Raw genomic sequence first — 14,365 nt, 5'->3', positions numbered from 1 at the left:
CGTTTAGCCCCCCTTGCTTGGTGGGTAACTTGTTATATATGAAGGAGGGACGCATGATGAAAAGGAACCATACGATGATGCAGTTTTTCGAGTGGAACGTCGAGGCTGACGGCTCCCACTGGAAGAAACTTGCCCGCCTGGCACCGGAACTAAAAGCCAAAGGAATTGACGCGATATGGATTCCACCTGTCACCAAGGGCCAATCCCCCCAGGATACGGGATACGGCGTCTATGACCTTTACGATCTGGGTGAATTTGATCAAAAAGGTGCGGTGCGCACCAAATACGGTACAAGGGAAGATCTGCTGGAGGCTATTGCTGCCTGCGTTCGCCACGGTGTGGCTGTCTATGTCGATCTGGTCATGAACCATAAAGCTGGCGCGGATGAAACGGAAGTATTCAAGGTCGTCGAGGTCAACCCGGATAACCGCAATGAGGTCATTTCCGAGCCGTTCGATATCGAAGGCTGGACTAAATTTACGTTCCCCGGCCGTCAGGGTCAGTATTCCACATTTCAATGGAATTTTGAGCATTTTAACGGAACCGATTATGATGCAAGTCAGGACCGGACAGGAATTTATCGTATTTTAGGCAAAAATAAAAGCTGGAGCGAGCATGTAGATGATGAATTCGGCAATTATGATTATTTGATGTTCGCCAATATTGACTATAATCATCAGGAAGTGCGCAAGGAAATGATCCGCTGGGGCAAATGGCTGGTGGATACCCTGCAATGCAACGGATTTCGTCTGGATGCGATCAAGCATATCAATCATGAATTTGTACGGGAGTTCGCTACGGAAATGATCAAAAAACGCGGACAGGACTTTTATATGGTAGGTGAGTTTTGGAAACCTGATCTGAAATCATGTCAAAAATTTCTGGATACCATTGATTATAAAATCGACCTGTTTGACGTATCCCTCCACTACAAACTACATAGCGCTTCCTTGGGTGGAAAGGATTTCGATTTAAGCACCCTTTTCGAGGATACGCTAGTCCAGACTCATCCCCTGAACTCCGTCACTTTTGTCGATAATCATGATTCCCAACCGCACGAAGCCCTGGAATCGTGGGTAGAGGACTGGTTTAAGCCCAGCGCCTACGCGCTCATCCTACTGCGCAAGGACGGTTACCCCTGTGTATTCTACGGCGATTACTACGGCATTCAAGGGCAAACGCCCGTGAAAGGCAAACAGGCCGACCTGGATCCGCTCCTGTATGCCCGCTATCATAAAGCCTATGGTGAGCAAAAGGATTATTTTGATGATCCCCATACGATTGGATGGGTTCGTCAGGGCGTGCCTGAATTGGAAGGCTCCGGCTGCGCCGTGGTGGTCACCAACGCCGACAACGGAGAGAAGCGTATGTTCGTGGGAGAACACCGTGCAGGAGAGCAATGGACCGATCTGACGGGCCGCCACGATCATATCGTACAAATTGAAAAGGATGGCTACGGTATATTCCCGGTTCGTGCCGGCAGTGTATCCGTATGGGCGCTTCCTGCCGAGGATGATAGCCCGGAGGAAGCAGATGACGACGTGGACGCTTAATATATTACTTATTAACTTATACCCAGCACAAAGAGGACAGGATGCGAGGAAGCGCCCTGTCCTCTTTTTATCGAAAATCACTCCGTCACCTTGCTTGGGTTAGCCACGGCCTGTTTTTTCGCCTCCACATGACTCGGATCACCGAGATAGAAGCGCCGAATGGGATCTATATGCTCGTCCAGCTCATATACCAGCGGAATGCCTGTCGGAATATTCAAATCCAGCAGTGCGGTTTCGTCCAGATTCTCCATGTACTTGATCAGTGCCCGCAGGGTGTTGCCATGTGCGGAAATAATAACCCGATCCTTTTTTTGCACCAAGGGCACAATCCGCTGCCTCCAAAACTCACCGACCCGATGCACCGTATCCTCCAAACTTTCTCCGAGCGGCAGCTCTTCCGGCTTAATGTTGCGGTATCGTTCCTCCCTGCGAGGACTGCGTTCATCCTGTTCATCCAACATAGGAGGCCGCACCGTCAGGCTGCGCCGCCAGATATGAACCTGTTCCTCTCCGTATTGGACGGCGGAATCCAGCTTGCTAAGCCCCTGAAGAGCACCATAATGGCGTTCGTTTAGCTTCCACGACTTCTGCACGGGTATCCACAAATGATCCAGCTCGTCCAAAATGTGATACAGCGTACGAATGGATCGTTTCAGCACCGAAGCGAACGCCAGATCAAAGGTATACCCGTTCTCCTTGAGAATACGCCCTGCCTCTATGGCTTCATGGGTTCCCTGCTCGGTCAGGTCCACATCCGTCCAGCCTGTAAACAGGTTTTGGCGGTTATACACGCTTTCTCCATGCCTCACCAGCACTACTTGATACATAGAAGACCCCACTCCTTTACTTACTATCGTATGTTTTACCTAACTTCTATGTATTTAACGTAAAATAAAGTTTTTAAACAGGTTCTTTTACTACTCGCAAAAACAGGAGGTTTCTCCATAGCCTGATCACCCAAATTTGTGTGCTTTTTTTGGATAGTTTTTTGGAACAGGATTTTGCAAAATTCGATTCCAGTCGCTCCGAATTGCAATATATAGACGAACTAGACCATTTGGATCTATATATTGTTCATTGGAAGTCGCTTATTGGATTTTTGCAAACTCCTCGAGAATGAAATACTTAAAAAATGGAACAGCAACTCAGAGTTAAAAACAAAGACAAACAACTTTGACCGATGACGAGAGCAGCTCCTTTCCCCAGAGACCATCCGGGGCCTTACGGCACGCGCAGGCAGCAAGGCACCAGTTAACCAGCGGAAACATAAACAGCCTGGTCGGACCCTTTGCGCGGTTCAATTCCGTAGCGTGCCTTATTAAGATAATGGAATCAATGTCCATTTTTTTGTTGAAAAATTACAATAAAAAAACTTATAATGTAAGAGAAGACAACAAAATTCAATATACAGCTATTAATAGTGTGGCTGTATTTTGAACGTTCTTTATTAGTCATATGACAAAATTGGAACTTATACATACTGGAGTTAATTAATAAAGACCATTCTTGTCTTGGAAAGAAGGGGTCACTTTATTAACTCATTAAGGGTAAGATCAGTTTAGGTAAAAATAAATTTTAATGAGAGAGCAAGCTATGAATATGAAAAACATTAAAAAAGTGTCTTTATTATCTGTCTTGTCTTTAGCTGTTGCAATTCCATTAACTGCTTCTGCAGCAGCTACGACCGATGTTGCACCGGCTACAACTGACTCAGCAGCAGTTTCCCAATCTGCAAACACATCGATTGATGTGACTACACCAACAACTGGTGACCATGTTATAACTCCTCAACAAACGATGTCTGTGTTTGATACAACATTATCCGGTCAAACACAGACATCGTATTTTTCTATTCCGGCGAATTTGGGTTATGTTAAATTATGGGTAAGAAATACAGGTAGTGAAGCGATTAAATTCGCCGTACACAAAGGCTCTGCTAGTGGTTCGATTATGAGTGGAACTGATGTAAAGATAGCTCCCGGAGATACTTTTAGTTGGATTAGCAGTTCAGCTTGGCCTACTGGCGAATTTTATGCTACTTATAATACTAGTAATACTAAAATGTCAGGTCAAGCTTATGGTAAATTAGGCTCGTCAAGAAGTGAATTGTAATTCAAATATGCAAGTGTTGTAAACTGATTTAGTATTGAATTGTATGCCCCTGCTGCATAGTTTTATATTATGTAGTAAGGGGCATTTATTGTAAGTAAGGATAACTCTAAAAAAGTGTGCAATTCAAAGAATGTGCCTTGGCAGCTACTTCATTTGAAGATATTTTCTTAAGTGACCGTTTGACGGGTTTTAAATAAGCGCCTGTGTTCATTTGGTGCACATAAAGTATATAAAGCGTAATATAAAAGCAGGATATCGATATTTTCATGCTGATAACCGTAATACATAGGCAGATAAGTCGCTCAATGATGAGTGGCTTTTTTTATTGCCTTTTGAAATGTTGAATAGGTTTTGAAGAAAGCAACTCATACGCAGCCATGAAATCATTCACTTCCTCCAAAGTAAATTTATTATTCTGTCCATTCTCTCCTATCCATCCAATGATATATCCACCGACAACCATAGCCTTTTCTGAGCCTGTTCCATCAGATATCACACCTTGCAGTTAATCAAAAACAAATTTTATATTTTATTACATGGGGATGTATTTTTATTTTTTTCTCAAATAATTCATTTTATAGAATAATTATGAGCGTTATGTGGGATTGGGAAGAGGAATATTTTTGCATACAAAGGGTGTGGTTTCTGAGGTTTCTGACTGAACATAGTGGTGATGTAACTTCTTAGTCTGATATATACGGTTGTACTGATTAATTAGTTCGTCCAAAATCATAGCTTGCTCAAGTACGCAAGCATGTCCAAAGCCATGCTGCTTATACAGATCATGCAACCGTTGACGGGCGCTTTCCAACTGTTGATTTAACGTTAAAGTTTCATCTATGTTCATGTCTTCAACCTCCTAATGAATTTCATTTTAGAAGATAATGGACAAATACAGTATGATCATTTTTTAGCCAAAACAACAAAATAAACAAAAAAAGCCAGCCTAACGGCTGGCCAAGGTAATAATTCTTATTGATTAAGCTGTGCCAATATGTCCTTGAACCTGGATTGCGTTAGAGCTTGGGATTCCGGTTGGAACTGGTAGTGCGAATACCAGTAAAAAGCTAGTTGTTACTAAGGTTAAAAGCTATCTTTTTTGTCAATTCTTTCCCACATGTCATACCCAGCCAGTATTTCAAGAGTGGCATAGGCTTTGAAACGCTCAAACAAGCCAACACAATTGGCAATAAGTAGTCCATGGTTAATTGTAACAGCTTTTTCATAAGCGTTTATTAAACTTTTGAAACCGTATGGATATCTACCTTTGTTCAAGCTGTATTTAGCCAGTTTGTACCAAAATCGTGCTTGCTGTTGCTGTAGAAACGGCTCAGCAGGAGATGGTTCCTTATACGACGCAAGTTTAGGTTCAAAGCGATGGATGATGTGATCCACATCAATATTATATTTATTCGCTGCTTCAACGATATTCAAAAGTTCATTAAAAATGTGTTGTTCGCCGGATATATATTCTACGTAGTCCGATAGGACACTAACATCTCCAGACATAAGCCTGTTTACGTAAGTATTAATTTTGGCCCATTGCTGAAATTTACCTAGCCAATGGAGTGTATCTGAATCTGTTTCTTTAACCCAGCTTAGATCAGTATAGCCACGTATATGCTCTAAAGCCTGTACATGATCTCCATTTGCATCACAAGCGTGTGCACACATCAGTTCAGCATAAGCTATGTATACAAACAGAGGTCTGCTAAGTTTCTTTACCGGTTTTATTTCTCGCTTGGAGTTATGAGCCAAATTGTACTGAATTTGCCCTAACTTATACATTTGGCATGAAAATTTATAGACCTTATCCCACAAGCTCAATGATCTATACACGTTTGCCAAGTCTTTCAAGGCATCCAGTTGGTCAATTTCATCCAAACGGTCGACAAAAGGTTCAAATTTAGCTGCTGCTTGTAGATTTTGAGCCTGATCTTCCCCTATCCGAATGCTAAATAGCCGATACTGGCATAAAGCAAGTCTTTCTGAATGCTGCTTTCTTTCACTCTCAGCCGCGTTTTCATAAAGGTAAGCTGCTGTGTCCCGATGCCCTTTGTGGAACAAATCCTCAGCCAGTTCAAAGAGTGAATGAGTGTAGATTGGACTATCCAGAAACATACTTACAGCACGCTGTAAACAATCCAGTCGCCCTAACTCAACACAACGATATACGAAAGGTTTTACTCTTCGCCAGTTAAGTGGTGATTCTTCAACGCACTCTTCAACGAATCGCTCATAAAAATAATCCGGTGGTAAATTCATGCCCATCGTAATGCGATCCAGTTGATTAACAGATAAAGAACGATTGCCTGTGATGATGCCGCTTACTGTACCTACATTCAAATTAGTGATATGGCCAAACTGGGTCATACTCAAGCCTTTCTGTTTCAGATATCTTTCAATTTCTGCCCGAATCGCAGGTGTTATTTCCATGAATAAACCACCCTTTCAGCGTGAACTTTGGAATGTGCAAATTTAAATAAAAAGAAGAATTGGAAAACTCGTAATATAATGAAATATTTGTATGTTTTCAATATACCACCTATTGGTACAACAATAAATACCTCTTTTTGGAGAAACATTGGATTATGTACGTAAAAATCACAGGTGACAGTTCAGAGTATGAAGTGGGTTTCTATAACCTGATAAGGAGGATATCAATTGAAGAGAACAGGTATGACACGTCCCTTAGATACGTTAGGCCGAATTGTTATTCCGATGGAAATCCGAAACTCAATGGGGATTGAGATTGGCGAGCCTTTAGAATTTTATATGGACGTTGAACAAGGTTTTATGGGCATAGGAAAGTATAGTAGCGGGGTTTCCTGTAATTTGTGCAATTCATTTCAGGATTTAACCTATTTCAAAAGCTCTCTTTTATGTAAGCAATGTATACTCGACCTGAAGGGAAACGTAGGTGTTCGTCCCATTCCTGCCCCTGTTGTTAAGGAGTCTACGTACAAAGAAAAAAAAGTAAATCGGTCGACACAAGAACTGGTTGAAAGCCTAAGAAGACTCAAACACGAGCATCCGACAGCCAAGCAGAGTGAATATGCCGAAAGGCTTGGCGTGTCACAAGGCCGTATTTCCCAGCTTAAAAAGTTATTATAGCGTGCGATGGCGTTTTCTTCATGATTTTACCTATAAAGGCTCCGTTATAGTGAAATGAATCTATCTTATGGAGGGTTAGTGATGGGGAATTGTTTTAAAACAGAGGAAGAAATTTATTTGTTGTCTGAACACGTGCATCCCTTGGACAAGGGTTTTGAATTGTTTCGGCTAAATTATAGACAAAATGATTGGGCAGAAGCGGAGTGCGTCGCTGATCACATTTTAAGTATGGCTGAACGCAGTTATAACAGTAGACGAAAATGGGGGGAAGTTGTTCCTCTAAATCAGATGCTAAAGTACCCACTTATATTTTATTTTGGATACGGATACCTGGCTAAATCAATCGTTTTTCAGAAGCGAAGTCTTTTTGATCGAGCAAGAGAATATATAGCTAAATATGCTGACTTAGAATGGTACGAAAATGCTACGGACGAAGATATACAAGAAATAGAACGTTTTAAAGGATTGGCAGTGGCAAATGGATACGCTGTAGACTTATTATCAGGGAATAAGGAAATATTGAAGGAGTACACTGAGTTTATACAAGAAAACGACGAGGAAACATTGCCCGGATTAATCACAATTTTTGAAGCAGCAAACATAAATGAATGGAATATAGACGAGTATTATTATATTCTCGATCAGCTAGAGACTTTCTCCAGCTTTGAAGACCTTGGAAATCGTGTATATTATGTGAAATTACTAAATCAACTAGCTATCTATAACATAAATCAGCAGCGGTATGGTGTCGCCATAAATTATATTCTGAATTGTTTGCAAACAGCAGTTGCAATGGATTTATACAGGGAATTTATTACAACTATTTCCATGTTCGAAACCGTTCGTCCGTTTGCAACAACGGAACAGCTGACAAAGTATCAAAATATCTTACAGAGAGTGCATTCACATGAGAAAGATATTAGTAGTTACATTTATGCTGATGACATTTGCTCCTTTCAATCACGGTGTTAACGGGTAACAGCCAAGGCCACTTGCATCAGCAGATGGCCCTCAGGCTGTCGAGACTTTCTCAAACAGCCTGAGGGCGGATTCAGCCGTCCTCTTCTCCTTATCCTGCACCTATCTGCACATTAAAGTGAAACTATTCATGAATCGCAGACACTTAGTCCTCCTTGCTGAACTTGGACAACAGCTCCAAAATCCGCACATACAGCCATACCAGGGTCAAGAGCAATCCAAAAGCGCCGTACCATTCCATGTATTTGGGTGCCCCTTGCTCGGTCTGCTCCTCAATAAAATTAAAATCCACCAGCAGATTCAAAGCCGCAATGATCACAACAAATAAACTGATGCCGATGCCAAGCCAGCCTGTCTCATGGATATACGGAACATTCATACCGAAAAAATTCAAGATAAAGTCCACCAGTGTGACCAGAGCAATAGCCAGCGTACACAAAACAACGAATGAGATAAAGCCCCGTGTCACCTTGATGATTCGCTGTGTGTACATAAAGAGCATCAGTAACAAGATACCTACGGTCAGCAAAATGGCATTGGCCACAATGCCGGGGTATTCATACTCCATATAAGCTGAAATACCGCCCAAAGCAAAGCCACTGAAAATCGCATAGATTGGCGAAAGAAGTGGAGCTGTTTTTGGAAAAAAGAATATCGCAAGGGCCATACCAGCCATACCGAACAAACCTGCAGTCATCAAGGATAGAACCTCTATGATCCCCTGGTCATTCAAATACCAGGTTATACTGCCAGAAACGATAAGCAAAACAAGTAGAAGCAACGTTTTATTTACCGTTCCTCCAATGGTCATGCGTTGTTCGCTAACTTCTCTTTCATCTTCTCGCAAAAAAATGTCATCACGTAAAACCGGATTGCTTAAGCTCATTCAGGGTGCTCCTTTTCAAATGTGTTAATTTCTAAGTTTGGCCTGTCGATTCTTTGTGCTGTATATGTATATATCGGTACAACCCGAAAAAAGTTTCAGAAAATTTTCAAAGCAAAAAAAACTCTAGCTCACCTTACGGCAAACTAGAGTTAGAGGATCAGGTCGTTACAGCTTAAAAATCAGCTGTCGCAATCTGGATCGTACCAAATGTGGCACCGGCTGCAGTAGTCAACAGACCAGCTACCAGCAATAAAGCAACTTCCAGCGTAAGGCTAGTAAATGCAGGGATAACATAAGTGATCACGGGTGCGTCGACACGAGTAACGACAAGATCGATCGGAGCCGGACCGTTATTATTAACGGTAATTGTAGCATTCGCGCCACCGTTCAAGTTTTCAAAGTATGACTTACCGATACCAGCCGCAATCGTGAAGTTTTGTTGAGGTAATAGAATCGCCATAGGTTTCACCTCCCTTGTGCTTGATAGTGTATTCTATGCTTCCAATCTATGAACGCAACGTCAATTGACTCAGTAGGAAGACACAAAGTTTACAGATTCATAGATTAAAGTCCCTATCACAAGCCAAAAAAGGGTTGCCTTCTCAGATCCTTTGTAGAATCTGATCGGACATCCCCTTCTTGAATAAACGAAGAAATAACCTACATCATATAACGTTTAATGTTCTATTTTAATGCTACTGCACGAGAATACTTAATTCCCGCGGGTCAAAACGGGATGGCGCGGAAACCTTCACACGGATATTACCCGCCTCTCCCTTTGTACGAACCCAGAACGCAATGCGTCCACCAATCAGGGATAAAGTTGAAGGACCGATCAAATCACCCGCTCCCTCGACCTCCACCGAAACCGGATCAGCATAGAAAGGCAGGACATTTCCGTATTCGTCCAGAGCATCCACCACAACTCTCGTCACGTCCCAATCGCCTGCCTCCAGCGCTGTATCATCGGCAGCTACACGCAGCTCCGTGGGTACAGGATTACGGGAATAGCGTCTGCGAATGACCTCTTGACCGTCCACGTACCCAATGAACACGGCATCTTCCCACTTCATGCCCCAGTGACCTGTCAATTCGTCGATAACGACGGGAGGATGCGGGAGCGCCGGATACTTTTCCTGGTTCGGACGATAGACGCCCTTACGCTCGTCACCATAAATGAATTCCACCTCATCACAATTGGTGAACACAACCAGCGGCACAACGCCCCCGATGTTCCGTTCGCCACGTGACCAGTAAGTGACTGGCTCCAAAATGATTTCCTGCTCGACCCGCTTCTGACTGCGATACACGTTCGCTGCGAATTTGGGCAAGCGGAACATATCCATGACACCGTGGTAGCAGATTTTATCGCCAGAGCCAAAATCCGCGTGTGTATTATAGTCAAAAGCGCACCAGCCAATCGCACCAGCAATGCCTTCGTCGGCATAGGAAGCATTCTGCACCCGCGTATGGCGCAGTGCATGCTCCATCACCCGTTCCTCCTGATCAAAGCGCTTGGTCGGGTACATATGCCCGTTATATTCCGTCACCAGATAAGGGACCGGATGATCCAGCTTGGTGACGATGGACGGCTCGCGCAGACCTGTCGTTTCGCCATCTACACCTTCTGTATCGTCATACGTATCGAAATTGCGGATTTCCTTCACCAAATATTTTTGATGCCCACCGTCATGAACGAAATCATTCATCGTATACACATCTTCCAGCAGTTCGCTGCCTACAATATAGCGCACCCCACCAGTCGCACGAGTCGGATCAAGCTTGCGTGCAAGCTCATTGGTACGTGCGTACAGCTCATGATCATCCTGCGATTCATTAATCCGCACGCCCCAGATCACAATAGACGGATGATTGCGGTCGCGGATAATCATGTCCTCCACATCCCTGACCGCCTGTTCCTTCCACGCTTGGCCGCCAATATGCTGCCAGCCCGGAATTTCCTCAAAAACGAGCAATCCGATCTCATCGCAACGGTCCAGAAAATGGCGGGACTGCGGGTAATGTGATGTTCGGACCATATTCAGGCCCAATTCCTCTTTGAGTACATCAGCATCACGGCGCTGCGCTCTTTTGGGCATCGCATACCCGACGTACGGGTAGGACTGATGACGATTCAAGCCCAGCAGTTTGAGCTTCCGCCCGTTCAGGTAAAACCCGTCCGGCTGAAATTCGGCTTCGCGGAAGCCGAAGCGCACATTCAACCGGTCCAGCTCTTCACCATTCCGCAGCAGTGTCAGCTCTGCTTCATACAGCTTGGGATCATCTATATCCCAAAGCTGTAGGCCGTTCAGTTCTTTCAGTTCCAGTGTGACTTCCGCTGACTTCACTTCTGTCGGCCGGATTTCGGCCTTCACGCTCGCTCCGTCCAGCAATCGCAGGGCGACCGTTAAGTCGTCCTCCTGATCGCCAATCCCCTCCAGCTCCGCAACCACGCGTACCGCCTTGCTTGCCGCAAGTGGCTCCGGTGTCTGGACGAATACCGTGCCGAGATGCACAGGCTCGACAACTCGCAGTTGCACCTCACGGTAAATACCGCCATAGGTCAGATAGTCAATGACTGCCCCAAAAGGAGGAATGTCGTCCCGCTCCGTGGAATCGACGATGACCGTCAGTACATTGGAGCCTCCGTATTCGGCAAGTCCGGTCAATTCAATACTGAACGGTGTGTAGCCTCCCTTATGCTCCCCCGCTTTTACCCCGTTCAGATATACCTGCGCGTAAGTCATGACCCCTTCAAAATCGACATATACCCGTTTCCCCTTGGTATCTGCCGGAATGTTCAGCTCCCTTTTATACGTGGAAACAAACTGGAACGCCTTGTCGTCAAAATAGTTATACGGCAGCTCTACATTGGTGTGTGGCAGCAGAATAGGCTCATACCGACTCGCATCAATTCCTGCGCTTATTTCGCTCTCAACATACTCGGGACGGTAAAACCACTGGTCATTCAACGGCAAAATGGTACGCATGGACAGTCACCTCAACCTTTTATTTTTCACTCTTTTACCATAGTAAAATATTTAAGTAAAAATAACGAGTAAAACTTAGTAAAATAAATATATTTTTAATGTAAGCATTTACAAGATATTTGTCAATTCCGTTTTTTTCTTTTGCCCATACAAAAAAAACAGCCCCGGCATCCGGAGCTGTAAAGGTCATTAAACACACAATGGAGCACATTACTATATCGAAGCCGTAAACGGCGACGCACTGCTGTTACGAATCATCAGCTCGGTCGGAATGGTGACCTTGCGACCCACCTCGTTCGGACCGTTGCGCACCGTATGCAGCAAAAGCTGAACGCCCGTTTCTCCCATCAATTCAGTATACGTCTTGACCGTCGTCAGCGACGGTGTCAAATACTCCGCTGTCGGAATATCATTGAAGCCGACGATTGAAATACGTTCAGGAACAGCGATTTGATGCTGCTCCAGCGCCTTTAATACACCAATCGCCACCGAATCGCTCGCCACAAAGAAGGCTGTAGGCAAGTTCTCTGGCCCCGCCAGAATGGCCGCTTCCATCGCACGAAAGCCGTCTGCCGCCGTCCCGCCGCACACATGAACGTCGTTCGATGTGCATAGCGCATGCTGCCCTTTATACTGTAAAAAGGTCTCATAACGCGCATCCAGCTCCGTCTGGTTGAAATCATGGGCCTGCTCATCCTTACCCATACCCACATAACCGATATGACGATGGCCCGCGTCCATCAAATAATCCAGCGCGTCCGCCGCAGCACGAGCGAGGTCAATGACGACATAGTCCGCACCCGTTCGCTCCACGGGGTGATCCAGAAAAACACAAGGGATCGGAAGCTCCAGCATGTGCTCCACTTCCTCGCTGCTAAAGTGTCCGAGCACGATCAGCCCGTGCAGCCCTTCGGACAGCGTCTTCAGTGCAGACAGCGTCTTCAGTGCGGCCAGGTCTTCCCGCCGGAAAATGCGCTCCAATTGCGCTCCGCTTTGGCGGCATTCCTTTTCCACGCCGAACCGGATGGACAAATAATATGGGTCCTCCAGTTCCTGATACGCGCTAAACCAATGGACCATACCGAGCCGAATCGGCCCCTCGGCCTTTTTACGAGGCTGACGCCCGATACCGCCGTTTTTACGTTTGGCTGTCGTATATTTCATACGCTCCGCGACCTCGAAAATTTTACGCCGTGTTTCCTCTGAAACGGACAGTGTTTCATCATAATTTAACACTCGGGAAACTGTCGATATGGAAACTTCCGCCTCCTGAGCAATATCTTTTAACGTAGGCATTGCAGACTCCTTTGATGGTTTTACTCCATTTTTACGTTCTTTTACTGTTATCTTACTCGTCGTCTCTGTGCAACACAAGCTGTCGTTTTAGAAGGTACAGCCAAATTTTTCATATAACAAGTCCAATCATGATAAAATATGTAGCATATCAGAAATGACCACAAGGAGGATATACGCATGAAACAGGAACTGATTGAACGCCTGACCACTTATGTTCAGGTGGATACCCAATCCGATGAAAGCAGCAACACTTGCCCGACCACACCCGGACAGCTCACACTGGGCAAACTGCTGGTCAACGAACTGAAAGCCATTGGTATGACGGACGTAACGATGGACGACAACGGTTATGTCATGGCAACCCTTCCTTCCAATACGGATAAAGAAGTCCCGGTTATCGGCTTTTTGGCCCATCTCGATACCGCTACCGAAATGACTGGCGCAGGGGTAAAGCCCCAACTGACGGAAAATTATGATGGGGGCGATATTACGCTGAATGCATCGCTGGGTGTGAACCTTTCTCCGCGCGAGTTCCCCGAACTGCCCCAATATAAAGGTCATACCCTGATCACGACGGACGGTACTACATTGCTTGGTGCAGATAACAAAGCCGGGATCGCAGAAATCATGACAGCGATACATTATCTGCTGGATCACCCGGAAATCCCGCATGGCAAGATTCGCGTCGCTTTTACACCGGACGAGGAGATTGGAAGAGGACCGGAACGGTTTGATGTAGCTGCTTTTGGTGCCCAATATGCCTATACCGTGGATGGCGGACCGCTCGGAGAACTGGAATATGAAAGCTTCAACGCCGCAGCCGCCCATATTACTATTCATGGCGTTAATGTCCATCCAGGTACAGCCAAAAACAAAATGATTAACGCCGTCAAAATTGCCATGGAGCTAAACGGACGACTGCCGGCGAATGAAGCTCCGGAATACACGGACGGATACGATGGCTTTTATCATTTGCTGGAATTTGAGGGCACGGTCGAACAAGCCAAACTGTACTATATCATTCGTGATTTTGATCGTGAAAGCTTTGAAAACCGGAAGGCTTACTTAACGAACGTGGTGAAAGAACTCCAAGCCGCATATGGGGAAAACCGTATCGTTCTGGAGCTGAGAGATCAGTATTACAACATGAAGGAAAAAATCGAGCCCGTCAAGCACATCGTGGATGTTGCCCATGAAGCGATGACAAAGCTGGGCATTGATCCGATTATGAAGCCGATTCGTGGTGGTACAGATGGTTCACAGTTGTCCTATATGGGACTGCCTACACCGAATATTTTTACAGGTGGGGAGAACTATCACGGCAAGTTCGAGTATGTGTCTGTAGATAACATGGTGCTTGCAACCAAGGTCATTGTCGAAATCGTACAATTATTCGAACAGCGCGGCGAGTGAACCGAATACAAGAAGCTTTTGCA

At 45.0% G+C, this 14,365-nt stretch carries 12 protein-coding genes; 5 read left to right on the top strand and 7 right to left on the bottom strand.

The annotated features are described in order from the left end of the window. Positions 1–56 precede the first annotated feature (56 nt). A complete protein-coding gene (locus ACQ4MX_RS16630) occupies positions 57–1,553 on the top strand; it encodes an alpha-amylase (RefSeq protein ID WP_431091357.1) in 1,497 nt (498 codons plus the stop codon). A 77-nt stretch (positions 1,554–1,630) separates the two neighbouring features. On the opposite strand, the gene gpmA is transcribed toward ACQ4MX_RS16630, so the two are convergent. Continuing rightward, positions 1,631–2,380, bottom strand: coding sequence for a 2,3-diphosphoglycerate-dependent phosphoglycerate mutase (gene gpmA / locus ACQ4MX_RS16625; protein WP_431086080.1), 750 nt, complete (start codon positions 2,378–2,380; stop codon positions 1,631–1,633). Positions 2,381–3,146: 766 nt separating this feature from the next. On the opposite strand from gpmA, the gene ACQ4MX_RS16620 reads away from it, so the two are divergent. Next, positions 3,147–3,665 carry a hypothetical protein gene (locus ACQ4MX_RS16620; protein ID WP_431086077.1) on the top strand — a complete coding sequence of 173 codons (519 nt, stop codon included), beginning with the start codon at positions 3,147–3,149 and terminating at the stop codon, positions 3,663–3,665. Positions 3,666–4,260: 595 nt separating this feature from the next. On the opposite strand, the gene ACQ4MX_RS16615 is transcribed toward ACQ4MX_RS16620, so the two are convergent. Together ACQ4MX_RS16615 and ACQ4MX_RS16610 are read right to left on the bottom strand one after the other, a co-directional pair. After that, positions 4,261–4,512 (bottom strand): Spo0E family sporulation regulatory protein-aspartic acid phosphatase, encoded by a 252-nt coding sequence (locus tag ACQ4MX_RS16615; protein ID WP_431086075.1) that lies wholly within the window; start codon positions 4,510–4,512, stop codon positions 4,261–4,263. A 236-nt stretch (positions 4,513–4,748) separates the two neighbouring features. Continuing rightward, positions 4,749–6,101 carry a helix-turn-helix domain-containing protein gene (locus ACQ4MX_RS16610; protein ID WP_431086073.1) on the bottom strand — a complete coding sequence of 451 codons (1,353 nt, stop codon included), beginning with the start codon at positions 6,099–6,101 and terminating at the stop codon, positions 4,749–4,751. A 228-nt stretch (positions 6,102–6,329) separates the two neighbouring features. Here ACQ4MX_RS16610 and ACQ4MX_RS16605 point away from each other — a divergent pair, with 228 nt between their 5' ends. Further along, positions 6,330–6,779, top strand: coding sequence for an AbrB/MazE/SpoVT family DNA-binding domain-containing protein (locus tag ACQ4MX_RS16605; RefSeq protein WP_431086070.1), 450 nt, complete (start codon positions 6,330–6,332; stop codon positions 6,777–6,779). Positions 6,780–6,860: 81 nt separating this feature from the next. After that, the gene (locus ACQ4MX_RS16600; protein ID WP_431086068.1) at positions 6,861–7,751 is read left to right on the top strand and encodes a DNA-binding protein; all 891 of its coding nucleotides are present in this window, start codon (positions 6,861–6,863) and stop codon (positions 7,749–7,751) included. A 151-nt stretch (positions 7,752–7,902) separates the two neighbouring features. On the opposite strand, the gene ACQ4MX_RS16595 is transcribed toward ACQ4MX_RS16600, so the two are convergent. The 4 genes from ACQ4MX_RS16595 to ACQ4MX_RS16580 all read right to left on the bottom strand — a co-directional run bounded on the left by ACQ4MX_RS16595 (position 7,903) and on the right by ACQ4MX_RS16580 (position 12,929). Next, positions 7,903–8,643, bottom strand: coding sequence for a Bax inhibitor-1/YccA family protein (locus tag ACQ4MX_RS16595; protein WP_431086066.1), 741 nt, complete (start codon positions 8,641–8,643; stop codon positions 7,903–7,905). Positions 8,644–8,815: 172 nt separating this feature from the next. Further along, entirely contained in the window at positions 8,816–9,103 is a 288-nt protein-coding gene (locus ACQ4MX_RS16590; protein WP_431086063.1) for a hypothetical protein, read from the bottom strand. 235 nt (positions 9,104–9,338) lie between these two features. Further along, entirely contained in the window at positions 9,339–11,633 is a 2,295-nt protein-coding gene (locus tag ACQ4MX_RS16585; protein ID WP_431086061.1) for a glycoside hydrolase family 2 protein, read from the bottom strand. A 213-nt stretch (positions 11,634–11,846) separates the two neighbouring features. Further along, the gene (locus ACQ4MX_RS16580) at positions 11,847–12,929 is read right to left on the bottom strand and encodes a LacI family DNA-binding transcriptional regulator (protein WP_431086058.1); all 1,083 of its coding nucleotides are present in this window, start codon (positions 12,927–12,929) and stop codon (positions 11,847–11,849) included. 177 nt (positions 12,930–13,106) lie between these two features. On the opposite strand from ACQ4MX_RS16580, the gene pepT reads away from it, so the two are divergent. Next, the gene (pepT, locus tag ACQ4MX_RS16575) at positions 13,107–14,342 is read left to right on the top strand and encodes a peptidase T (protein WP_431086056.1); all 1,236 of its coding nucleotides are present in this window, start codon (positions 13,107–13,109) and stop codon (positions 14,340–14,342) included. Positions 14,343–14,365: the final 23 nt, after the last annotated feature.

This window comes from Paenibacillus sp. 8b26, from assembly GCF_050626875.1.
In the GTDB taxonomy this organism is placed as follows: Bacteria; Bacillota; Bacilli; order Paenibacillales; family Paenibacillaceae; genus Paenibacillus.
Note: the sequence above shows the minus strand (reverse complement) of the source record. Positions and strands in the feature narration are given on the sequence as shown.